Annotated in this window: 23 protein-coding genes; 3 read left to right on the top strand and 20 right to left on the bottom strand. The window is 44.3% G+C overall.

Annotated features, from left to right (window positions below; genetic code table 11):
• The 15 genes from BT127_RS02235 to proS form a co-directional block, all read right to left on the bottom strand.
• A complete protein-coding gene (locus BT127_RS02235) occupies positions 1-1599 on the bottom strand; it encodes an AMP-binding protein (RefSeq protein WP_075423399.1) in 1599 nt (532 codons plus the stop codon).
• Between the two features lie 23 nt (positions 1600-1622).
• A complete protein-coding gene (locus tag BT127_RS02230) occupies positions 1623-2591 on the bottom strand; it encodes a SagB/ThcOx family dehydrogenase (RefSeq protein ID WP_075423398.1) in 969 nt (322 codons plus the stop codon).
• Positions 2588-3190: a 4'-phosphopantetheinyl transferase superfamily protein gene (locus BT127_RS02225; RefSeq protein WP_075423397.1), complete on the bottom strand. Its 603-nt coding sequence runs from the start codon at positions 3188-3190 to the stop codon at positions 2588-2590. Before BT127_RS02225 ends, BT127_RS02230 begins: the two co-directional genes overlap by 4 nt.
• An 89-nt stretch (positions 3191-3279) precedes the next feature.
• The gene (locus tag BT127_RS02220; protein ID WP_075423396.1) at positions 3280-4062 is read right to left on the bottom strand and encodes a thioesterase II family protein; all 783 of its coding nucleotides are present in this window, start codon (positions 4060-4062) and stop codon (positions 3280-3282) included.
• Positions 4063-4300: 238 nt separating this feature from the next.
• A complete protein-coding gene (locus BT127_RS02215) occupies positions 4301-5674 on the bottom strand; it encodes a hypothetical protein (protein WP_075423395.1) in 1374 nt (457 codons plus the stop codon).
• Between the two features lie 255 nt (positions 5675-5929).
• Positions 5930-6373: a hypothetical protein gene (locus BT127_RS02210; protein WP_075423394.1), complete on the bottom strand. Its 444-nt coding sequence runs from the start codon at positions 6371-6373 to the stop codon at positions 5930-5932.
• Positions 6373-7506: a DUF5050 domain-containing protein gene (locus tag BT127_RS02205; protein ID WP_075423393.1), complete on the bottom strand. Its 1134-nt coding sequence runs from the start codon at positions 7504-7506 to the stop codon at positions 6373-6375. The genes BT127_RS02210 and BT127_RS02205 overlap by 1 nt, the downstream gene beginning before the upstream one ends.
• Complete coding sequence (locus tag BT127_RS02200) at positions 7507-7914, bottom strand: hypothetical protein (RefSeq protein ID WP_075423392.1); 408 nt, start codon at positions 7912-7914, stop codon at positions 7507-7509.
• Positions 7915-7928: 14 nt separating this feature from the next.
• Positions 7929-8312, bottom strand: a complete 384-nt coding sequence (locus BT127_RS02195; RefSeq protein WP_075423391.1) for a VOC family protein — start codon at positions 8310-8312, stop codon at positions 7929-7931.
• 79 nt (positions 8313-8391) lie between these two features.
• On the bottom strand, positions 8392-8895 hold the full coding sequence (locus BT127_RS02190; protein ID WP_075423390.1) for a class D sortase: 504 nt from the start codon (positions 8893-8895) through the stop codon (positions 8392-8394).
• A gap of 51 nt (positions 8896-8946) precedes the next feature.
• Positions 8947-14412 carry a lectin-like protein gene (locus BT127_RS16670; protein ID WP_175541897.1) on the bottom strand — a complete coding sequence of 1822 codons (5466 nt, stop codon included), beginning with the start codon at positions 14410-14412 and terminating at the stop codon, positions 8947-8949.
• A gap of 246 nt (positions 14413-14658) precedes the next feature.
• Entirely contained in the window at positions 14659-15315 is a 657-nt protein-coding gene (locus BT127_RS02165) for an SIMPL domain-containing protein (protein WP_075423389.1), read from the bottom strand.
• Positions 15316-15336: 21 nt separating this feature from the next.
• A complete protein-coding gene (locus tag BT127_RS02160) occupies positions 15337-15675 on the bottom strand; it encodes an ASCH domain-containing protein (RefSeq protein ID WP_075423388.1) in 339 nt (112 codons plus the stop codon).
• 15 nt (positions 15676-15690) lie between these two features.
• Entirely contained in the window at positions 15691-16650 is a 960-nt protein-coding gene (locus BT127_RS02155) for a hypothetical protein (protein WP_075423387.1), read from the bottom strand.
• A 117-nt stretch (positions 16651-16767) separates the two neighbouring features.
• Positions 16768-18210, bottom strand: a complete 1443-nt coding sequence (gene proS, locus BT127_RS02150) for a proline--tRNA ligase (RefSeq protein WP_075423386.1) — start codon at positions 18208-18210, stop codon at positions 16768-16770.
• A 623-nt stretch (positions 18211-18833) separates the two neighbouring features.
• Here proS and BT127_RS02145 point away from each other — a divergent pair.
• Positions 18834-20849, top strand: coding sequence for an endo-1,4-beta-xylanase (locus BT127_RS02145; RefSeq protein WP_075423385.1), 2016 nt, complete (start codon positions 18834-18836; stop codon positions 20847-20849).
• A 96-nt stretch (positions 20850-20945) separates the two neighbouring features.
• Here the strand turns inward: BT127_RS02145 and BT127_RS02140 are convergent, their stop codons facing one another.
• From BT127_RS02140 to BT127_RS02125, 4 genes are all read right to left on the bottom strand, one after another.
• The gene (locus BT127_RS02140) at positions 20946-21311 is read right to left on the bottom strand and encodes a GNAT family N-acetyltransferase (protein ID WP_075423384.1); all 366 of its coding nucleotides are present in this window, start codon (positions 21309-21311) and stop codon (positions 20946-20948) included.
• Between the two features lie 25 nt (positions 21312-21336).
• Positions 21337-21558, bottom strand: a complete 222-nt coding sequence (locus tag BT127_RS02135) for a hypothetical protein (RefSeq protein ID WP_075423383.1) — start codon at positions 21556-21558, stop codon at positions 21337-21339.
• Between the two features lie 70 nt (positions 21559-21628).
• A complete protein-coding gene (locus tag BT127_RS02130) occupies positions 21629-22894 on the bottom strand; it encodes a hypothetical protein (protein WP_075423382.1) in 1266 nt (421 codons plus the stop codon).
• Between the two features lie 167 nt (positions 22895-23061).
• Positions 23062-23250: a hypothetical protein gene (locus BT127_RS02125; RefSeq protein WP_075423381.1), complete on the bottom strand. Its 189-nt coding sequence runs from the start codon at positions 23248-23250 to the stop codon at positions 23062-23064.
• 172 nt (positions 23251-23422) lie between these two features.
• On the opposite strand from BT127_RS02125, the gene BT127_RS16665 reads away from it, so the two are divergent.
• Positions 23423-23563, top strand: coding sequence for a hypothetical protein (locus BT127_RS16665; RefSeq protein ID WP_175541896.1), 141 nt, complete (start codon positions 23423-23425; stop codon positions 23561-23563).
• A gap of 20 nt (positions 23564-23583) precedes the next feature.
• The gene (locus tag BT127_RS02120; RefSeq protein WP_075423380.1) at positions 23584-24198 is read left to right on the top strand and encodes a DUF4230 domain-containing protein; all 615 of its coding nucleotides are present in this window, start codon (positions 23584-23586) and stop codon (positions 24196-24198) included.
• 64 nt (positions 24199-24262) lie between these two features.
• Here the strand turns inward: BT127_RS02120 and nifU are convergent, their stop codons facing one another.
• Complete coding sequence (gene nifU / locus BT127_RS02115) at positions 24263-24679, bottom strand: Fe-S cluster assembly scaffold protein NifU (RefSeq protein ID WP_075423379.1); 417 nt, start codon at positions 24677-24679, stop codon at positions 24263-24265.
• Positions 24680-24682 lie beyond the last annotated feature (3 nt).

Raw genomic sequence — 24682 nt, 5'->3', positions numbered from 1 at the left:
TTACACCCGATCCTCTTTCTGCGAAAGCAGCTTCTTGTTTATTTTGTTTACACCTGTATGCGGCATTTCAGACAATATCTCAAACCTGTCAGGAAGCTTGAATGAAGCAAGTCCCATTTCACTGAGTTTTCTTCTTACCGCTGCAAGATCCAGCGAACTGTCCTCAGCCGTGACATACGCACATATCCTCTGACCAAGCGCAGAGTCTTTCTTGCCTACAACCGCAGCTTCCTTTACAGTAACTATCTTCATCAGCATTTCTTCAACCTCGGAAGGAGTTATCTTCTCTCCGCATCTGTTGATGAGTTCTACTACCCTGCCAAGTATCCTTATCCTGCCGTTCTGAACAAGTACCGCCTCATCTCCCGTGCAATAGAACAGATCGTCTGTGAACGAACGTGCATTTGCTTCAGGATTCATATAGTATTCCGTTACAACGCTCGGACCTCTGACAAGAAGTTCGCCTGTTTCACCTTCCGCAACTTCATTTCCGTCAGCATCCACAAGCTTCATCTCAGAACCTTCGGAGACAGGATAACCCTGAGTAGTAACTATAGTTTCAAGCTCGTCATCAAGCTTCGTTGCACTTACAAAGCCCTCACTCATCCCGTATATCTGCTGAACCACGCATCCCAGTGAATCCATAGCCTCTGAGACCAGCTCGGGAGAACAGATAGAACCGCCTGCCTGTATAACTCTCAGGGATGATATATCCTCAGACTCATCATACTTCCTGTATTCTATACAAGCCTGTATAAGCGCAGGCACAAGTGCAACTACCGTTACCTTGTATTTATCGATAAGGCGCATTATCTCGTCGGGAGTGTTATACTTTGAAAGCACAACTGTACAGCCCTCACTGAGCGAACCTACGAGCCCCGGTCCGCAAAGATTCCAGCAGTGCATAAGCGGCATGGGAATAAATTCTATATCATTCTCTGTCATATCAATGCTTTTTGCACAAGTCATCTGACAATGGATGTAATTTGCATGAGTTCTGTCTATGAGTTTCGGGATGCCTGTTGAACCGCTTGAGGAAACAATGATGGAAGAGTCGGTAAATACAGGTGCTTCGTAAGTCATAGAGTCAAGATCGTATCCGCTGAGGTCGATTTTCTCAAACTCACTTACTGTAAGCAGTTTAAGTCCGGGATCACTTTCAGCTATGCACTTTTTTGCAAGTGCGGCATAATCGAATCCCATATAATTATCCGCAGATATATACAGTGACGGTTTGAGTTTTTCAATAACACCGGTTATTTCAGTTTCTCTGTATGACATAAGCATGGGATGTATCAGTAAGCCTACCGCATAGCAGGCATACAGCATTTCCACAAAACTTACCGCATTGAGATGCTGTACTATTACCGCATCACCTTTTTTCAGTCCCATAGACAGAAAGTAAGCTGCATACGCCTTGCTTCTGTTCAAAAGTTCACTAAATGTCAGTGAACGCTCATCGTCAGTAACCGCAAGCTTATCAGGCAGTCTTTCAGCCTGTGCGGCAAGTCTGTCCCACTGTGTCTCCTGACGCCAGTAGCCTTCACTTATGTATTTTTCAAATAGCTCTTTTTCAAATGACTTACGATCCTTTTCCATCTTTTTTCTGACCTCCGTTGCAGTTATTCTTTCGGTACACCGAATTCCATACAATGCAGATATACCTGCCCGCTGTCCGTACTGAAATTCGCAGCAGCCTTTTTCATGTCAAATACGCCTATTATGCACGATCCGAGTTGCAGTTCTTCAGCTTTATCAGTAAGCCTGCCAAGCATAATGCCCGAGTCCACAATGCCGTAATAATATCCGATACCGTGATACTTAGGCATTGAAGCATCAGTATTGTAGAAAAAATACATTGAGAACGCCGAGGTCCTGAATATTTCCTTATTTCCGAAGAAGTGACTTCTTGCAGGGACTTCTCCGCTGTTAACGAGTCTCAGTGAATGTGAAGACGGTATATACTCGTATATTCCGCCGTCCACTCCCTCAACTCTGCCGTTCTTCACGAAGATATAGATATCTACGGGGTAAAGTCCGCCTGCACTGGGGTAAGAGTACACTATTTCGCCTTCACTGCTGTCCTGACGCATACTGTCAAGGAGTTCGGAAAAGCACCTGAATGATATTGTTTTATCAGTGTCAAACGAACGGGTACTGCGTCGAACTCTGACGCTTCTTTCAGAACGCTGAAGCGATATCAATTTATCTGCATCAGTCGGCAGACGGCGGTTCAATGCAGATGTACGGAACTCCGCTATCAGATCATTCCGCATCAGCATATCCTCGGGGTATGAATCTCTGTTCGGATAAATGGCGTACTGACGCTCAAAAAGCGCCTCCGGTGACTGTACGTTATCCGTAAGCGCTCCGATATCAAGCAGGAATCTGATGACCTCACGAGCTTTGTCCTTATTTACATCCGGTAATTTTTCTACCAAATCATCCATTTTGTATCCCTGACAGGACAAAAAATAGATTTCAGGAAACATTTCCTGAAATTCATATTCCTTATTTCCGATCATTACGCCTTTTTCACCGTATTTCCAGTCGTATCTGCCCGACCAGAATATCTTCCTGTCTTCCATCATAGACCGCCTTCCTGAAAATCGTACATTATACTTTTTATTGTGTTTTCATAAGTAACAGCTCTGCTTTTTTCAAGGCAAAGTGACAAAAGCGAAGCGCCGAACCTCATGACGAATGCCCTGTAAACTTCATTCTGATACAGCATATCAACATACACATCATTCTGTTCACGGACGATATCTATTATCCTGATATCACTTATCGCCGCAAGTCCTCTGAGAAGCACTTTGCTTGCACTTTCCTTTGCGCACCAAGCAAGTGAGTAGCTTATATCCGTATCGTCAAAGCAATCAAGTACTGCTATTTCAGCACCGTCAAGCCAGCTTTCTTTTATTTCAGATGCTTCGTGTGAAATACTATGTATATCAATACCCGAAGCACCTGCTTCCATGAAATTGCAGACCGCCGCAGCAAGTCCGCTATCATGGGATATACTCAGGGAAATATCGTCACCTGCTGTAGGTTCACCATGTTCGCCGTACCGTATCGTTATCGCATCACCCAAAAAGGAATGTCCGCTAAGCTTTTGGACTGCCGTTTTAGCAGCATGTCGTCCCGCCGCGAACTCCTCCCTTCTCTTCTGACACGAGTCCGTCATCATTCGTTTTTCTTCCTGAGTGAGCTTTTCATAGTGTTCAGCATTTCCAGTTCTCACCAATACCGCACAGAATGGATAATGACAGCTGACTATCACGCTTTTACAGGAACGTTTCTTCCCTCTGAAACAAATATCTCGCTTCTCAGGATGCTAAGAACGTTCTTCTCTCCGTTATCATAAGGAAAAAAATGACTTCCGTGAAATTCATAATGCTTGAAGCTCTTCTCAGTGACCTTTTTCCACCTTTTCATAACTCCGCTCGGAGCAGTGTGGTCCTCGTCGCCGCTGAATGCAACTATCGGGATATTGAGCTTTTCACCGTTATACCTGTAATTCTCGTTAAGCCGGTAATCGCTTACAAGTATAGGCTGAAAAACTTTTCTGAATGTCTCGTCTTCAACATCTTTCTCCGTAGTCATACCCATATTTATTAGTTCCTCGTACATTTTCTTTATGCCCATTTCAAGCTTGAAGCCTGTGACGTCCTCGTCCATGGGAGCCTGTCTGCCTGCAACGAAAAGCTTCCTGACTTCTATTCCGTATCTTGATTTCAGGATATACGCAGTCTGAAAAGCAATCACCGCACCAAGACTGTGTCCGTAGAGGTAGATAGGTCTGTTATCGCTTGCACGAGCTATAGCTTCGGCAGATTCCTCCACCACCTCATTAAAGTCGGTAACACATTCCTCATTCATTCTGGAGCTGTGTCCTGGTATCTCAACAGGTATAACTTCAACATGGGAAGAAAATCCGAGCCAGTTACGGAATACAACTACATTTCCTCCTGCATGATGAAAACAGAATAACCTGTACGGTTTCTCCTTGTCCGTCAGACCGTACGGGAACTGTTTTACACGCCGTTCTTTCTTAAGCATATACGATCCCCTTTTATTGTACGATATTTGGTTATATCAAACTAACAATATATCGAAAAATAAAACCGTCGCAAATATTTAATTGTTAGCATCTACTTACAATATTATATCTTACTTTTTTTACCTTGTCAATAACGAATTCCACATATATCGCAACTTTGTTGATTGTATATAAATATTTATTGTATCTGTTTTTTTAATTAGTAATTGAACACTTAAAACTCTCCCGTATCGCTTATCATACGCACTTAACACATAATATCACTATCGCTGCTGCCACTGTTGCCGCAAATCCGATGAGTACAGGTTTGATGTTCTTCTTTGCAAGTTCATAAGGATCAACTCCGCAAACAGATGAAACAGGTATCATACTCCACGGGATAAGCGTTCCTCCGCCAACCCATATAATGACAAGCTGTCCAAGTGCAGCCAGAAGAGTTGATCCCTCTGTGCCGAGTCCGAAGCTTCTTGCGATGTCTCCAATGACCATAAGTCCTGCGAATCCCGAGCCGTCAATACTGTAAATAAAGCCGATAACAGTGAGTAATACAGGCAGAAGCGGCTTAGGAACGCTTATATTGTCCATTATGAAACTAACTATCTCAGGAATGCATCCCGGAGAGTCCTCACCAAGTACCTGTGCGCTTATCTCAGAATTACCCATTGAGAAGAATCCTATTATAACTATTGCGGGAGCAAATACCTTCATAGCATAACGGAATCCGTCCACTATGAAATCCAGCACACGCTCAGCTGCCTCAGCCTTAGGATAAGCAAGGATACCTGCTACGCAGGTGCATACAAGCGCTATTCCTGAGATAAGTGCAGTTGCATCGTCGCCTTTGATATCCATAGCAATCATAGCAATTATACCAATAAGGAAAATGAAAAATGTTGCTACGATTATAAGTTTTCTTGAACGGCTTCCGCATGGATAATCTATCTTTTCCTGCGATACCTGAGCGGTTGCTGCTGCTTTTCCGTTTTTCTTGTCAGCTATAAACTGCACAAACGCTGCTGTTATGGTCACAACGCTCATTACAGCCCAGAGCGGTACCAGATAAGACATAAGTTCGCCGCAGGAAACGCCTGTACTTTTCGCTACTATAGCAGGCACTCCCTGTATAAGGAAATCGCCTGATAAAGCCACACCATAGCCGAAAAGGCTCATTGCTGATGCAGCATATACCGGCGGCAGTCCCGCTTTGATAGCCGCAGGAAGAAGGAGCGCTCCAAGAAGAGCCACCGCAGGCGAAGGCCAGATCATAAATGATACCACCATCATAAACAAGCCTATAGTCAGATATGCTGCACCGTGTTTTTTCGGCAGATAATTGAAAACAACGGAAATATATCTGTCCGCTCCAGTTTTCTTAAGAGCAAAGGTCATTGAGACTATAAGGGAAATACCGATATATATCGGCAATATTTCGCTCATACCCGATGTGACCGCCGAGCAAAGAACTATCAGTGCATTAGCAGGATTCTTTGTATAGATCAGACCTATGATAAGTATTGCTGCAACGCCCATGATCATTACTTCTTTTTTTCGTATTATCATAATGAGCATGATCGCCGTAAGAACAATGTAAACTATACTTATTAATGACATTTATTCGTCCTCCTGTTTGTGTATGCTAATTAAGTTTAAACGCATACAGAGACTAATTTATTTGTATTAGTAGATACTAACAAATTAGCAAAAAATAAACTCATCTTTCGATGAATTTATTTTTACTGTTCAGGACTTCAATATTATATCACACAATTTTTTTAATGTCAATACGTTTATACAAATTCTATCCGTTCATAATTCAGTGAAGTACCGGTAACTGTACAGCGGATCAGTTATTCACACTTATTTACGCTAATTTTTATCTTTTGCTTTATAGAAAAACAGTCCTTCCGAATCCGCAAGCTCAGAGATCAGTTTTTTAAGATGTCCATCTGCATTGTAGACCGTCATATACAGGTCCTCTCTGTTAACAGAGAGCATCGCATCACATTCGATAAACAGGAGTATAACATATCCCGTTTCGCCTTCAAAGAAACTTTCAAGCGTACCGATAAGCTGTTCTGCCTGTGGAGATTCCTTTTCGACCTCCTGCGTTACTAAAATGATATCGAAGTAACAGAAGAGTTTAAGCATGATATCCATGAATTTCCGATCCACACTTTCCCTGTTATTCTGAAAGTATTCCTCTATCTTAAAATAGCGGTCATCGGGCTTCTGCGGCACGGTCTCGGGGAAAATATCTATAATGCAAGCCTGTTTTTCCAAAAGAGCGTCTATCTTTTCTTCTGTATCCATTATTTCTGCCTTTCTGCAAATTCTTTTCTGAGTACGCACAGGTCGAACACATTCAGTCTCTCGTCACAGCAAATATCGGCATTTCTCCAGTTATAAAGCTCCTTGTCCGCAGCTCCGAGAAGCCATTCGCTGAACAGTACCAGATCAGCGATACCGAATTCACCGTCATTATTCAAGTCGCGCTCGTCACGGCAGGGAAAGAAGTCCGCACCCAGTTCATTTTTGTCGGTATTCAGCTCCGAAAGAGGGAAAACATTCTCTCCGTCGGAGAAGTAAAGGTCATAACCGCCGTTCATTGTGCTGCTGAAAATTATGCTGTACGTTCCCGTAGGACAAGCATCCGAGCAGTTATACTCCGAAGAATCAACGGACAGACGGGTTATACCGTTTTCATCCATACGGACTATCTGATCGCATCTGTTGTCTGCGGAATACCATTTTGTGAAGTAGAGTTCATCACCGCTTACAACAGGATAGTATGCAGTTACGCCCTCATCGCTGTACACAGTTTCAGCGCTTCCCGAACCTGTATCATATCGGCATATCGAACCGATACCGTCTGTATAGCTTGCGTAGTATATATAATTGCCGTCGGAAGAAAAACAGGGCATAGCCTCCTCAGCAAGGTCGTTTGTAAGCATGGTAACTTCCCTTGTTGCAACGTCCATAAGTGCAAGGTCATAAACAAAACCGTCCACACTTCTGTCCCAGTGACCGCGCTTGAACACAATGCTTCTGCCGTCGGGCGAGAACTTCGGATCCTCGTTGCGCAGACCGCTGTTCTGCGTAAGGTTCACGATGTTTCCGTTTTCACGGAGAAAGATATCCCATTCGTCCGCAGTCTGATCGATAGCCATAAAGGTCATCTGTTCGGGAGAAGTACCGAAACTGCCGTTCATAGCGTGAATGAAATCACCGCTTATAGTCTCTGTAGAACCGTCGGGACTCCGCAGGAACAGTTCGCTGTCAAGTGCTGAATAGTCGCTGTAGCTGTGCCATAAAATCCAGCCACGGGGAAGTACAGCGGAATTGCTATCCTCTGCAAAAGCATCAGCACAAATCGAAATGGGAGTACAAATAACTGTTGCTGTAACAAATGATAAAAAATGTTTTGATATGTTTCCGATACTCATTCACACATCTTCCTTTCTTCCGCTTTTAATAAAACTTATCAGCGATTCAATATCATCAAAGCCGTCATAGTCTCCGACTATGCCCTCACGGTGATAGACTATGCCTGCTTTCTCGTTGCGTTCAAGGCAGTCCAGCAGTGCGTCAACTCCGTACCTTTTAGCAAAAACGGCAAATCCACGCGCCTTGACCAGCCTTTCGTACAGACCTTTAGTGCAGTTTTCGGGTTCGCACTCATAGCATCCTCTGAGTCCCCTTTCTATAACGCATTTCCTGTTTTCGCACCATTCAGCATCCTTACACCATGAAAGCTCCAGAAATCCGTCACGTTTGCATCCTTTACATTCCACATTTTCGGAACATAAACAGCAGGCAAGTCCGCATCTGGCAATACCTAAATCACGTTTCATCACTGCACCTCCGTTTATACAGTTATCTCAATAAGATTTCCTTCTACAGCTACTATGCAGCTTTCATAATAGCCGTCACCTGTTGTACGGGGACCGCTTCTTACTTCATAGCCGTCAGTCCTGAGCTTTTCCGTCAGCTCATCGACCGCTTCCCTGCTTCCGACACTGAAAGCAGCGTGAGCGTAACCTGTATGCTCTGCGGTCCTGTCCCCTTCGATGACCTGCGGATTGTTCATGAGTTCAAGCCTTGCACCTTCATCAAAGCTGATAAAGAAAGACCTGAAACCCGTCCTTACGTTGTGGTATCCATCGTTTGAGCGACCGCCGAGATATTTTATAAAAAAGTCCCTTGCTTTTTCAAGGTCGTTGACATACAATGCAATATGTTCGATAAACATACTGTCCTCCTCACGTTCTCTATACACCATATTATAAAACGATACGGCGGAACTGTCAACCTTCCGCCGTTTGCCTTATTCACTGAAGCCGTCCCCTTACCACCTGTCTGAACTCTCCGTCATCGGTGCATGATATCACGGTAATTATCGGTTCACTGCTTTCACTTAGTACGCTTGTGTCATCAGGCAATACTATACTGTAATCTGTCACTACATAGGTGTACTTTGTACGGCCGCTGTCGATATCATAAACGTACATAACGTCACCGACACCGATATTGTCCAGCTCGTTGAAGACCTCCGCATAAATGGTACTGTTATGACCTGCAATGCAGTAGTTTCCCTTTCCGGGAGAACCCTTGCCTTCAAAGTGACCTGCCGCAACCTGCAAAGCTTTGCTGTCCGTACCTTCAAGTACAGGCACTTTTATATCAAGTTCAGGCACTTCAAAAATAATATTCTCTCTCAGAAGCCGCCTTAGATAAATTTCTCTGCTTATTTTTCTGTATGTGAAAAATCCGAGGACGAAAAGTCCGCAGAATATCATCACATATCCTGTAATTCTGAATATCTTCTTTTTCATAGCGTTAATATTAAGAGAGCACCACCCGTGAAAGTGGTGCTCTCAGTTCATTTATTCGTCTTCTTTTCTGTTTCTGATAACCATTACTGCACCTGCTGCTGTGATAAGAGCTGCAAGTCCTGCAACAGTCTTGTATGGAAGAGGATAACCTGTCTGCGGTAATGTTCCGTCATTGTTCTTACCGCTTTCAGCGGCTGTAGTTGCCGGCTGAGTTGCTGCATCTGTAGTTGTTGCAACAGGTGAAGTTGTGGATGTTTCTGTTGTGGTAGTAGTTGTTGTGGAAGTTGAAGTCGAAGTTGTTTCTGTAGTAGTAGTTGTTGTGGTGGTTGTTGTTGTAACAGAGTCATCAGCTGTTGTAACAGGAGCAGCAGGAACTATAGGACCGTTTCCGCTGAGATCGTAGTTATATCCGCTGAAGTCTCTTACTGTTCCCTTTGCAACGAGCTTGCAGCCTTCGCTTACATTGATCTTTGTATCGGGAGCGATAAGTACATCGATGTAATCAGGGATAGTAACGTCTGCTGTAACATCGATATTTCCAAAGAGTGATATCTCTGTCTTTTCGCCTGCATTTACTGCCTCTTCAACTGCAACTCTGATGTCAGCATAAGTCTTCTTGTTGCTGAGCATTGCAATTGCCTGTGGGTTGATGTTTACAGTGTCAACGATAGCGCTGCATGTATCGCACTTTCTTACTGCAAGTCCGGGCTGTCCGTTCTTAGGAGCGTCTACAAGTATGTATGGACCTGTTGCACTGCACTCATGCTCTTCTACACTGCGAACGTTTAATTCTTCGCTTGTTCCGTCAGAGTATTCGATGCTTACAACAGCTTCCTTGTTTGCCTTCTTTGCAGTCAGCTTAAGGATAGTCTCAGCGTCAACAGTGATATATCCGTCTGCGTCAGGAACTGCGCCGTTGATGTCTGTCAGCTCGAAAGCGTTGTCGGGATCGGCTGCTGCAACAGCAAGCGCACCGCCTGTCTTAAGTGATGAGATAGATGCGTTCAGACCGTTGAAGGATAAACCGTGATTTGAAGAAGTATTGAATGTTCCTGGAGCATAGACTCTTACTTTAGCCTTGACATTTGCTCTTGGCTTTACAACAAAGAACATATCATCAACAATGTCAATTATAGCCTCAGCTCTGTTGTATGAAAGCTGTTCGTCAACGTATGCCATAAAGTCGTCAACTTCATCTCTCGTCAGGCTTGTGTCGTAATTGAAGATGTAATTGTTTCTGAATGCCTCAAATGCGTTTGTCGGAGTCTTAGGACCGTAGAAGATATCACGGAGCGAGTTGTTTGCAGCATTTGTCCAAATTCTGCTTACTACACCGTTTCTCTCTGTTTCAGGCTCTGTGATTATTACCTCGTAAGGAATAGAATGATCTGAATTCTCGAAGCTTACAGTCACATTTTTGAGGATGTGCTCTGTAGGAAGCTCACTGAATGCCGACTCGTAGACAGTACGGAACCAGTAAGTGTTTATCATGCTCGGATTTCTTGAGAACATAGCCATAAGTCGCTGATAGTTCGCATCAAATCTCTCAGCATCGATGTACTGTTCCCAGATAGACTTCCAGAGGTCGTTTATCTTAAGCTCGATAACCGCTGTCTCGCCGGGGAGGAGCTCATCGACCTTTATACTTGCAACATTTTTCTTTTTGAAAAGTGTCTCTGCCTTTGTGTCAACATCGGTCGTTACGCCGTTGACAGTACGCTTAAGTGTAGCTGTTGAGCCCTGCTCTACACCTGTGATAACATTTTCAAGGTCATAGATAGGCTTGTCGGACATATTCATAAGACCTATCTGTATCGGATAAGGCTTATTGAAATAAGAATATCTCGGAAGCTTTACATACATTTTAAGTGCTGAATAGGAATATACGTGAAGTGTTTCCTTAGACTTGAATGTGTAATCGAATCTCTTTCCGTTGTTTTCGCCGCTGAACAGTGCTGTAAGGTCGTAATCGCCCTCAGCATCTCCGCGGAGATACCAGTCAGCTGTCTTTACCTCATTCGGTCCGAGGTCGCCCATATCCTGTGTAACATCACAGTTAACGGGAGTAAGTCCCTCGGGGATATTGAGTGTAGCGCTGCTGTTCTTAAGTGTGTTTGTATCGTTGTTTACAACGATGAGCTGTACATCATAGAATTCTTTGAGCCACTTGCTCTTGCCGTAGATTATCATGTACATCTCTTCGTCAACTGTTTCTTCACGAAGGACATAAGCACCGAGACTCGGTATATATGTAGGCTTGTTTGTGATAACAACAGTTTCTCCGCCGCCGAAGGTTATAACTGCATTACTGCCGTAAGTTCTGCCGGGAGTACGTGCAACAACTCTCTCGATAACTACGCCGCCAGCCTTGAAGTCAGCCTCGATAGAGTACTTGAAGCTGTTGAAGTTCTCCTCGTCGCCGAGGTCGATACCTGCTGCTATAACTTCTTCCTTTGTCATAGGAGTTATTTTGAGTTCACCGTCTATCTTAAGACGTGCAGGCTCTGTAGTAGTTGTAGTACCTGTTGTTGTCGTAGTAATTGTAGTAGTTGTTGTAGCAGGTGATGCTTTTTTGGTTGTGGTTGTTGTGGTGGTAGTAGTTGTTGTGGTAGTTGTTGTAGTGGTTGTCGTAGTAGTAGTTGTTGTGGTGGTGGTGGTTGATGTTGTTGTAGTTGTGGTTGTGGATGTTGTAGTGGTTGCTGCTTCAGGCTCTGATACCTTTTCGTGAGCATCGTCCCACTCGCAGATAAAGCCGAAGTTCGACTTGCCGAAGAATGCTTCACTGCCGCATGTTCCATCGTCCTTAAGATCGTTCCACTTGTTTCTGCATGTATAACCTACACGCGGATTCTGTGCATTATAGATCATAAGAGCATTTTCACTTCTGCGGTCAGGCTGACCGCTTGCCCAGTTTGTATAGCTCCACTCTTCGCCTGTTACCCATTCAAATGTTCCGTTTGAATTTCTCTTAGCACCGAGCCAGTAGCTGTTCTTGCCGTCTTCCTCGTTTGCAAGGAGTTCTTCAATAACAGCCTGCTCCTCAGCAGATGTGATAACAGCAAGGTGACCGCCTACGCTTTCGCAGTAAGTCTCTGCCTCGTCCCATGTAAGACCTGATTTGAATATCTGATACTTTGCAGGATCGGGACGTGTTACTGTAGTAGTTGTGGTTGTTGTAGTAGAAGCTGTAGTTGATGTAGATGATGTTGTTGTAACAGCAGTATCATCAGCTACGATCTCAATATATCCCTGCTGGATACCATGAGTAAATACCCATGCCTGCATGAGAGCACCATCTGCATCCTTCATGCTGTTTGTGAAGAGATCTTCAGCAGAAGGCATGCTTTTGTAAGTGATCTGTATCGGGAACTTATCGCCTACCTGAGCATCAGCAGGAAGACGGAACTTGAATGACCAGAGAACGCCGTCTCTGCCTGTATCGCTTGAAGCCGCCGTTGCTACGAAGAAGCCATTACTGCCGTCTTCAAGCTGTTCATTTGAAAGAGCATGACCTGCTTTACCGAGTTCAGCATAATAGCCCCTATCGGTCTTAATGAGCTGAAGTCTTTCATCGAACTGGATGTGGAAACCTGTAGGTGAATACTTTTCATCAGCACCTGAAACTGTAAGCTCTATTGTCTGATCGTTTTGTATCTGACTGATCGGAACAGACAGTCTGCTGAGTGAAATGATCGGCTTTACAGGTGAATCATTCGGATCAAGGCCCTTTGTATCATATTGCTTTCCTGCAGCAGGACCTGCCGATACCGGAGTTGTTGTAGTTGCAGGAACAGTGGTTTCAGCAACAGTTGTTGTTGCTGCCGGCTCTTCATTTACTGTGAAATAGAGCTCGCCGTCCACAACGGACATCTTACCGTTAACGCCTGCATTGCCTACATAAGATGCAGCATAATTTGCATTCACAAATTCGGAAAGTCCGTTTGTGATAACGCCCGATTCTTCTGCATATACAGTTGTTGAAGCATTTGATATTCCGCCTGTGATGTTTATCTTCTGTCCCTTGTTGATATAAATACCGCCCATAGGGCCGTTTATATCAATGGACTTGCTGAGATTTATCACGGGTTTTGATTTGAAATAAAGGCCATAGCTTTCATCGCTCTTTATTTTACCGCCCGAGATATTGATTTCGCAATTAGAAGACTCGCCGTGGATACCCGGGCCGATATTTGCATATATCTCAGAGCCTGTGATATTAAGTTTACCTGAAAAGCTGCCCCATGACCATATAGCACTTGTGTCACTGAAAGCACTGTTCGTTCTCTTGCTTTCTGCACAGAGTTTTCCGCCAATAAGATTTACAGTACCGCTGTTGCTGAGAGAAAGTACATTGCTGTAGCTTGCATTTACGATACCGCCGTACATATCGAAGTTACTGCTGCCATTCAGTTTTATTGTAGCAGAATCGTTTCCTTTTTCATTGCCGTTGATAGTACCGCCGTATACCTTCAGATTTCCTGATATGGATAAAAGATTGCCTGAAGCTGTACTGTTGATAGTACCGCTGTTATTCTGGCTGTCCCTTATAACGAGCGTTTCATTGCTGCCGCAGGACATTTTCGGTATATTGACAGTATGTCCGTTAAGGTCGATATCAAGGTAACCTGCAACATCCAGCGAATCTGCAGTTACATCGCAATCAAGTTTGTAGTAGCCTGATGTCGGAAGCGACGTCTCATCCTTCCAGAGATTGTATTCAGCAGGAGTCAAACCGTCCTTTTCCATTATGAAGCCAAAATTTTCAAGTCCGAAGAAAGAGTCATTTTCCCACTCTCCGCTTTCATTCAGGTCATCCCATTGGCCTGTCTCTCTTTCATACTTTGGATATGCAGTGGCATAAATAAGCGCAGCATTCTGGCTTCCGTCCGAATTGTTCGGAGTTCCGATAGTCCAGTTGGCAAAGTCTGATTCTTCACCTGTTACCCAGCCGAAATCATTGCTGCTGTTTCTGCGCATACCTATCCAGTATGTGTTTTTTACAGACTCCTTTTCTTTCAGAAGAGCCTCTACCTGTGCCTGTTCTTCATTTGAGGAAATGACAACAAGATGACCGCCTTGACTTTCGCAGTAGTTCTCAGCCTCCTGCCATGACATACCTTCATCAATGATCTCATAGTTTGAAGAATCAGGGTAGTGCTGCCACTTGAAATCATCCATACTCAGCAAGAATTCATTAATTGGCAGTGCTCCGCCTGTGGATGAATACGCATAATACTTATACACCAGTTCAGCATCAGCGAGAGTTACCTTACCGTCAGCATTGACATCTGCGGCTTCAAGTTTGATCGAAGATGTTTTGCCTGTAGCATAGTTCTCGATCATAACCGCATCATGCGCATCGATCTTGCCGTCTTCTTTTACATCGCCGGGGAAGACTTCCCCATCCGCAGCTATTGCTCCAAATGGCATAGCTGAAAGTACCTGACTGCTTACCATAGCCGAAGCAGCAAGTGCTGACAGAACTCGTCTTCCAAGCTTTCCAGATTGTTTTTTCACTCAAAAACCTCCTTACTCATTATACTATTTGCATAAAATAACAGAAAATTATCTGTCGGTTATAATTATATTATCACATACATTAATTGTCAACACATTTGTTGCGATTGATAATATTTTTGTTAAATAACACCTATGAAAAGGCGTTAGCAGCGACTAAAATCCAAAGAAATACCAATAATGCTGAAAAAATCCTGTACAGTCCGCACTTTAGACTATACAGGATGTTTATTTATTTGCGAGGTTTTATCGTATCTCCCATGTTATGGTAACATTGTCCTCTATGCTTATATCGTCGGGTTCAACATCGGGAGCAAAGCCATATGCATCAGCCGAAGCTGCCTTATTTGCCATAAGTCCGCGGTTCATGGGACGAACTTCAAGCTCCAGTCCGCTCCACGAATAGTCTATGCTCTGTATATCGCCCAGTGTAACTCCTGCTGCATCCGCAAGTACAGCGGCTTTTGCTGCGGAATCCTTTACAGCTTTTCCAAGAAGCTCATTCTTTACAGCTTCGGCGTCCTTTACGGTATAACTCAGGCTGAATTCGGGATGCAGCGAACATTCGGCTATCGCCTTAAGCATCTTTCCGAGAAGTTCTTTATCTGAGAGGAATTCCACTTTCATGCTGTGACGATATCTGTAGCCGATAAAACGCTGTTTATACACGCCTTCTTCCTGATAGCCTTCATACTCCGCATCGATATTGAAGCTGAGAGTTTTAAGGTCGCTGCGTCCGAATCCGAAAGGTTCAAGGACGTTTTTCAGTATCTCTGTTTCCTCGGAGGAACGTTCAAGAGTATCGCTGTAATCCTTGTATTTTCCTTCAAGGTTCAATGTTATTCTTGTAACATCGGGGCGGACTTTTATTTTCCCTTTGCCTGTAACTTTGATAGTTCTCATTTTTTCCTCCTTATTGTCCGATCATATCTTACGGAACTCGATGCCGAGTGCGCCGTATTTTTCCTGTTTTTCACGGGGATAGAAGCTGTCCATATAATCATCGGGAACTGTCTCGTTTGTGCCGAATCCGCATTTTTCCTTTGGCAGTTCTGCAAACAGCTCACGGAAACTGCTGTAGCTGTGCAGAGCTGTGACCTCAACCCGTATTTTCCTGTCGGGAGCATCGGTCTCTGAGAACTCTATAGTGTCACCTATGCTGACCATGCGGCGTTTTTCGTCGTTCAGCCGAAGCTCAATGGTCTTGCTGCCATTTTCTATCATTGCGAATGGTTCGGGGTTAAGTCTCATTTTATGAAGCATAAATATCACCTTTTATCAATAGAGATCGTTATCCGATCCCTTTTTTCTGAATATCACAAGGATCAGTACAGAAAACAGTATACCGAAAATAACGGAATATACGATAACGCCCCTAAGATAGCTGTATTCAAGTATGAGAACCTCGCCTCTGCCATCTTCCACTTCACTGTATTGCTGTGTATACTTTGCGAATCCGTAAGATTGTTTGCTGAGCTCATAGTCGCCGTTGTCAAGGTCTATCTCCTCGGCAAGCTTCTTGGCCTTGATATCAGAGCTGCGCTCGCCCAGTGAAGCTGTCCTCAGCTTGATATAGAGACTATCCAAGTCGTTTTCGTCCTTATATCTGTTCAATATAACTACGTTTTCACCTTTGACCGTTTCACCCGAACACGGGCAGTCAATAGCGGCGATCACATCTCCGCTGCTGCCGATAACCGATATCTCAGCAGGTTCGATGATATAGTTATCAATAGCGTATGAGTCGAGACGAACTGTAGCTTCACGATTTTTTTCAAGCTCTTTCATAAGCTGTTTTCCGCAGTCAAGCCCGTACAGATCTTTCACATTTATAACTCCGATGATATTCTTAATATACACATACTGTCCATTGTCTGTATAAACGGGTGCAAAAATACCTTCAGAGAGTTCATTCATTCCCTCAGGTCCGAAAAAAACTATTGACTGATCCACATGAAAGTCAGCAAATACAAGACTTGATAAGATGACATTGTTATTGTTCTGTATAACCGTGTCACTCAGTGTGGATCTTACCATTATTATTCCCTGATTTTTCTTCTCAGCTTCCTCACTGCCGTCCGACTGAAGAGGCAACACCATTTTACGCGAATAGCCATTATACGCAGGAATAAGAATTTCCGCATATTTTTTCGTCAGAAAAGTTCCGATCAGATTTGCTATAAATACTGCCATGACCATTGCTATTACCCATATTATCCATTTTTTAGCACGTCCCATTAAAGTATCCTCATTTCCATATCCGTTTCATATTTACATCAATGCCCCGACGCTGTTATAAACTGCATCGGGGCTGATATTCGATATTATCAGGGTTTTAAGCGTTCATCCCCTGCATCAATAAGCCTTGCCCCAGCATACCATGTGCTTTGCAGGCTTTCCGCAGCAAACACATACATCTGAGAGCTTCTTCTGCTCAAACGGGATACATCTTGAACCAACACCTGTCTTTTCCTTTACCTCGTCCTCACAAGCTTCCTCACCGCACCACATTGCATTGACAAAGCCGTCGCCCTTTTCTTCAAGAGCCTTCACTATCTCGTCCATAGAAGTGCATTCGTAGGTTCTGTTCTTCTGATTTGCAAGAGCCTTTTCATACATACCGTCGTGAGCTTCCTGAAGCTTCTTTGCAACGGTTTCCTCCAGTGCATCAAGAGCTGTATCGGACTTTTCGCCGTTCCAGCGTGAAGCGATAACGCACTTGCCCTCTTCGATATCACGGGGACCTATCTCAACTCTGAGCGGTACGCCCTTCATCTCATACTCAGCGAACTTCCATCCGGGTGAGTTCTCGCTGTCATCAAGCTTTACGCGGTAGCCTGCTGCTGCAAGACGGTCTCTCAGCTCGCCGGCCTTTTCGAGTACGCCTTCCTTGTGCTGAGCAACAGGGATTATAACTATCTGTGTAGGAGCAACCGCAGGCGGAAGAACAAGTCCGTTATCATCGCCGTGAGTCATGATGACTGCACCGATAAGACGTGTTGTAACGCCCCAGCTTGTCTGATGAGGATTAACTCTCTTGTTATCCTTGTCTGTATATTCAATGCCGAAAGCCTTTGCAAAGCCGTCGCCGAAGTAATGCGAAGTACCTGCCTGAAGAGCCTTACCGTCATGCATAAGAGCCTCTATAGCATAAGTTGAAACAGCGCCTGCAAACTTGTCGCTCTCTGTCTTTCTGCCCTTTACTACAGGCATAGCAAGAGCGTCCTTGCAGAAATCTGCATATACATTGAGCATACGCTCTGTTTCCTCAATAGCCTCCTCAGCAGTTGCGTGGATAGTGTGGCCTTCCTGCCAGAGGAATTCTCTTGAACGAAGGAAAGGACGTGTTGTCTTTTCCCAGCGTACTACGCTTACCCACTGGTTATAGAGCTTAGGGAGATCACGGTATGAGTGTACTATGTTAGCATAGTGCTCGCAGAAAAGTGTCTCGGATGTAGGACGTACACAAAGTCGCTCTTCGAGTTTCTCGTTTCCGCCGTGAGTTACCCATGCAACTTCGGGAGCAAATCCCTCTACATGGTCCTTTTCCTTCTGAAGAAGGCTCTCGGGGATGAACATAGGCATACATACGTTTTCGTGTCCTGTAGCCTTGAACATTCCGTCAAGTATCTTCTGGATGTTCTCCCAGATAGCATAGCCGTAGGGACGGATGACCATACATCCCTTAACGCTTGTATACTCGATAAGCTCTGCTTTCTTGCAGATATCGGTATACCACTGAGCGAAATCCTCGTCCATTGAGGTTATCGCTGTGACCATTTTTTTATCCTTTGCCATAAAACTTCCTCTTTTCAGATTAATTAAGTCCGCATAAAAGCGGGATCTATACCGACGTCCGCGAATCCTTCAAGACCTCGGGACGTTAATGTACGAACAGAATCATTATACCATTTTATGCAGATATTGTCAATACAAAGAGAGTCTGAAAGGGCCGCAGCATCATTTACTTTTGGTCAGAATTCAGTTTTCAGAATAATCATTTTTAAAATGTTAGAAGGGAACGCTCTCTCTTGCAGAGCGTTCCCTCTCCAAAAACAGTCCGCCGGACTGTTTTTGAATTCACCCATTGCAGAGCGCTTTTCGGATCGTGGGGCTTTGCCCCACACCCCACCGGAGGCGCTGCCTCCGAACTCCGGCAGGGAGCGAGCGGCTCCCTGCACCCCGCCTATTCTTGGTTTTATTTACTCTCTGTCACCGGTTATCATTCTAATATAAAAATCAAAAGTAAATTCTGTTTCCGTCAGTATGAGAGGACTCGTACAAATTTATCATTAATTGCGATTAGGTCATTTTTTGCTAACTTGATAAAATTACAAATAATTCACAAATTATGAGTAGAACAGATACATTTTATATGGTATAATAACTATATAAATATATCCACGGAGGGATGATTACAAATGAAAACAAAAACTGTGAAAGCACTGATCGCAGGTATTCTCAGTGCGGCTACCATGTGTACTGCTGCTTCAGCAGCATATGCAGCTTCGTTACCTGCAACTCTGGATGTTTCAGGCACTAAAACAGCAGAGGGTTCCACACTTTTCGACTTCAGCTTCGACAGCGAAGACGACCTTAAGTATTTCTCAAACAGAGGCGGAGACGATACTACAGAGCTGTCTCTCGACTCAACAGAGGGCAAGGGCGCAAAGGGCTCTATGCTCGCAAGCGGACGTACCGAATCATGGAACGGTCCAGCTTTCCGTCTTGACGGTGTTCTCGAGCCTAACACAGAGTACCTCATCAGCGCTTCCGTAAAGGGCAAGTACTATACAGGTGCTACTTTCAGCTTCCAGTACACTGTTGACGGTGAGACTCACTACAACAACCTCGTTCAGAACCTCAACGGAAGCGACTGGCAGTCCGTAAAGGATGTCAAGGTAAGCTTCACTGAGGAAATGGAAGGCGTATATGTATACTTTGAAGGCGGTACAGATGACCTCTACATCGACGACTTCTCTGTAAAGGAAGCTCCAAGCGTTGACATCGAAGACGATATCAAGCCTTTCAGCTCATACTTCAGCGGCGACTTCAAGGTAGGTACTGCTCTTACTCCCGATAACCTTTCTTCAAAGCCTTTCATGGCTCTCGTTGAAAAGCACTTCGGCGACAGCGTTACAGTAGGTAACCAGATGAAGCCTGACAGCGTTCTCAACCAGTCTGCAACTCTCAAATATCTCGAAGAGACAGGCGACGACGAGAACCCACAGGTATCATTCTCTGCTGCTAAGCCTATCCTCAACTACTGCCGCAAGAACAATATCCCTGTAAGAGTTCACACTCTCGTATGGCACAGCCAGACTCCTGAGTGGTTCTTCAAGGAAGACTACAAAGCTGACGGCAAGTACGTTTCAAAGGAAAAGATGCTCAAGCGTATGGAGAACTACATAAAGAACTACTTCGAGACTCTCACTGAGCTCTATCCTGACGTTGACTTCTATGCTTGCGACGTTGTTAACGAGGCTTGGCTCGAGGACGGTACTCCACGTAAACCAGGCCACTGCGGTGCTGACAACAACTACGCAGCTTCAGACTGGGTAGCTGTATTCGGTGACAACTCATTCATCGACTACGCTTTCGAGTATGCAAGAAAGTACGCTCCTAAGGGCTGCAAGCTCTACTACAACGACTACAACGAGTATATGCAGAAGAAGACTCAGATCATCGAAATGGCTGAGAGACTTAAGGCTGCCGGCAATATCGACGGTATCGGTATGCAGTCACACCTCGACTGCCGCGACAATATGCAGTCTGCATTCCCATCAATTTCAATGTATGAATCAGCTCTTAAGGACTATGTTGCAACAGGTCTCGATGTTCAGATCACTGAGCTTGACGTAACTGTTCCTGAGCAGAACGGAAGCAAGTATTTCGATCACCAGGCTGATTACTACAAGGGTATCTTCAATGCTATCGACAAGTATAAGGACGGCATCTCAGCAGTTATCTTCTGGGGAATCACAGACGATCAGAGCTGGAGAGCTAAGCAGCTTCCTCTTATCTTCGACAGCGAGTACAAGGCAAAACCTGCTTACTACTCTATCATCGAGGGACGCGAGTCCAAGGACGTTGTAAAGGCTACAAAGCCTGCTGTTGAACCTACAACTGCTGCACCTACTACAGTAGAGCCAGCTACAGCAGATGTTGTACAGCCAACTACAGTAGAAGTAATGCCAACACCTGCGCTTCCACAGCCGACACTTCTCGGTGACGCTACACTTGACGGTGACGTATCACTTGCAGATGCACTCCTCATTCTTCAGAACTGTGCAAACTCTACAAAGTATTACATGGACGAGCAGGCACAGTCCAACGCAGATGTTTTCAACCGCGGCGACGGTATCTCACCTATGGACGCTCTTGCTATCCAGAGACTTGATGCAAAGGTTATTTCAAGCTTACCTGTTACAGAATAATATCTGCATCGTATAAACAGTACCCGGGCAGCAATGCAAGAACGGTACTAACATAACAATATCACCCCGAAGCAGCGATTGCTTCGGGGTGTTGTCTTATATTTCCTTGGCATACAAGCGGTCAACGCCTCCGCCATAATTCTCGATATCTCTGACATAGCTGTAACCGTATTTTTCATACAGTCCCACAAACTCCGTCGGGATGTATGTTTTTTCAAAGCCTGATGCTCTTGCATATTCTTCCGCAGCTTCTATAAGCTTCTGACTTATGCGTTTACCACGGAATTTCTCGCTGACAAATAAGGTCGATATCCAGGGATATATTTCGGGCAAGGGGTAGTAATCCGTCTTCATGACTGTGATCATTCCTATTGCTCCCCCAATTAACTCTTGAAGAAATATTGCGACGGACTGGCAGAGAAAGGCAAGGAAGAAAGCCGCAGGAATGCTGTCGCATTTCAAGACTTTCTGACGCAGTATTTCGCTGTCAGGACAAGCAAGAAAATTCAGGAGTTAGTTGGGGGAGCAATATTATCCTGCCCTCCGAAATCGCCGCAAAAGGCGTTTCCCAGTCCGTGAACTCCCAGTTTTCCAGCACATGGAGAGTATGCTCCCTGACCTCATCCCACGAAAAGTTCCTTACGAAATCTATCAATTGTACCGAAAGTTCGGTATCTTTATCCACCTTGCGAATGACTGTCTCTGTCATAATTTTCTCCTTTCCGAAACAGAGTTACATACTAAAAGAGCCCGAGATGCTGTATCTCAGGCTCTGGTTTTTATTGTAATGCCGCAAGCTTGTTATCCCATTCTGTGCGGTACTGCTCTATCTGCTCTCTGAATCTTGCTATTTCAGGCTCTATCTGCTGTGTGAACTCCGCCTGTGTTGCAAGAGTGTTATACTTGTCGATAGTTTCCTGCATCTCGGCAGCTCCTGCAAGGTCGCCAGAACGTTCAAGGCTTGCCTGTTCCTTGCTAAGCTCCGCAGCCGCATCACGGTAAGCCTGCGGATCGGCATCCACTACCTGCGGATTATAGTTAGGATCGCTCGTATAGCCGTCGATACGCTCCTGAGCCTCGTCGATAAGACTGCTGTACGTCTTGTTCAGCTCAGCTATCTCGTCCGAATGATCGGGAACCGAAACAGTTGTTACCGTCTGAGTAACAGGAACAGTTTCTGGCTCTGTAGGCTTCACAGTCGTTACAACAGCAGGCTGTGTTACCACAGTATGATTCGGCTCGGCTATACGGAAATTGAGATACGAACCGAGATCACGCTCATCATCGTCTATTATGCAGATGTTCCTTATGTACTTAAGGCACTTTTCAAGGGATACCTTGCTTCCGTTGAGGTAAGCAGAGTTCCTGTCGCTGCTGACTGTACCATAGCTGTAGGCAGCTATATTATCCGACGGTGAACCGCTTCCGAGATCGTAATACTCGATATTGATGCTCTGATCGCTGCTTCTTATGTTGAACCACGCAAAGCATACCGAATCGGTATTCTCGTCCTTGACCAGAACGCACTCCGAAGTCAGTTCGGGATCATCGGCAGGCGAAATGACTGTGTTCAGCAGACCGCCGTCATTATCATAAACGCGGTAGAAGTATTTATCCTTATCGAAGCTGTAATACTTGCCGATAAGTTCGCTTTCACCGTCGTATGTCAGATCGGCGCAAAGGACCTGCACAAGTTCTCCGCTTACACTTTCTCCCTGATATTTATATACCACTTCATCGGGCACGGTAAAATCGCCCTTGTCCGCAGGCGCAGTAAAGGAAGGCATTACCTTTCCCACGGCTGCTGTCCGTGTCGAAGCGGCAGTAGTTGTTTTTGCAGCGGTCGTTACCGCAGTTGAAATCGAATTACTCTCTGTCTCAGTCTGAAATTCCGCCGTACCTTTTATAAATTCTGTATGGTCGGCAGGTGAGCTTGCATCCGTTACAGGAGGGGCAGGCATCTGAGGCTTGTCAGAACAGCCTGAGACCGCAGCCACAAGCGCTGCAGCAGCAAGCAGAGAAGCGATTCTTTTTTTAAGCTTCATATTTCATCCTCCTTATCGGGCCGCGTTCTCCCTATCAGAACGGGTATACCGATACACTTTATATTGTAGCAGGTTTATATGAGGATGTCAACGATTTAAGAAAAATATAAGATTCTTCCGCAAAAGCTTTACACATTGTTCATTTTTATGTCAAAATTTGACTATATTCAGTCTGTTCCCTTTTTCTCCTCTCCCGTATCGAGGTCATTTATTGCATATTGAAGGCACTGTATTACCAGTTGGTTAAGTGAAAGATTATTGTCAAATGCGAGTTTTTCGAGCTGTTCAACGAATTCTTTCGGCAGACGGAATGTCTTGGTCACGTATTCGTTGTATCCTTTTTGCAGTTTAAACATATGTCCACGCTCCTTTATATTAATTATCTCTCACATTTTAGTGGAAATATACAATAAATTCCCATTAAATTTATATTATATATATCTTGTAAATATCTTGTAAGAATGGTATAATAAAAACACAAACAAATCAATGTTTGTGTTTTTATCTTTTTATAGAGGAGTTGTGTGTATGGCAAAGAAAAAAGTCGTAATCGAAACAAAAGAAAAAAACGATACTGGCGGCTGTTTACTTGATGTTATTCTAACAATTTTAACAGGCGGATTTTGGTTGATCGTTGTTCTGATCCGCTATTTAAGAAATAACAGCTAACACAGCAAGGAGGAATTAAAATGAAAAAAGCTATTATTGTCGTTTTAAGCATTGCAGTTGTTGTATGCGCTGTTCTGGGATTTGTTTTTGGTAAAGTTTCAAGCAGCAGCAAAGATGATAAAACCGTAACAACAGAGGAAGCACTTACTTCAATAACCCTTGATGAAATACTTGAACCTGCAAGTGAACTGGTATCTCTTAAATACTGCTACACCGATGCAGATATTTACGAGAAAAACAAAGAATGGAAAGGAATGACTGTGCCCTTTACAACAGATAAAGTTGTATTTACATATAGCGGCACTATCAGTGCAGGAATCGATATTTCCGAAGTTAAGTACGAAATAATCAACGATGCAAAACGCATTATTGTCACTCTCCCCGAAGCTAAAGTTCTTTCTCATGAAATGGACGAAAAGGGCTTCAAGTTTTATGATGTAAAAAAGTCAGTATTCACGCAAACATCATTAGATGATTACACTGCACTAATGGCTGAATTAAAAGAGGCAAAGGAGAAAAAACTGAAAGAAGACGGAGAATTCTTTAAAGAGGTCGAGGAAAACGCCCAGTCTGTTCTTGAAAACTTTCTGACTGTATCTGAAGCCACAAAGGATTACACTGTTACTTTTAAATAATAACAATTTAGTAAAACAATCAAAAAAGCCATAAAGAAGCAGCCGCTTCCTTATGGCTTTTCTCTTATTCCTCAGGCATCTTTATCTCGCCGACTATCGGGAGGGGATCAATACCCTGTTTTGTGTAGTAATCGGAAAGTGCCGATCTTACAGCCTGTTCAGCAAGCACAGAACAGTGTATCTTTACTGCCGGGAGGCCGTCCAGAGCCTCAACAACAGCCTGATTCGTGAGCTTAAGAGCATCGTCGATGGACTTTCCCTTTATAAGCTCTGTAGCCATTGAAGATGTTGCAACCGCCGCACCGCATCCGAATGTCTTAAACTTCGCATCGGTAATGATACCGTTGTCTATCTTAAGATACATTTTCATTATATCGCCGCACTTAGCGTTACCTATCTCGCCTACTCCGTCGGCATTCTCTATCTCGCCGACATTTCTTGGATTTGAAAAATGGTCCAGAACCTTCTCGCTGTACATCATGGT

It is taken from the genome of Ruminococcus sp. XPD3002, assembly GCA_900119535.1.
GTDB lineage: Bacteria > Bacillota > Clostridia > Oscillospirales > Ruminococcaceae > Ruminococcus > Ruminococcus flavefaciens_H.
This window is presented reverse-complemented; position numbering and strand designations above follow the sequence as displayed.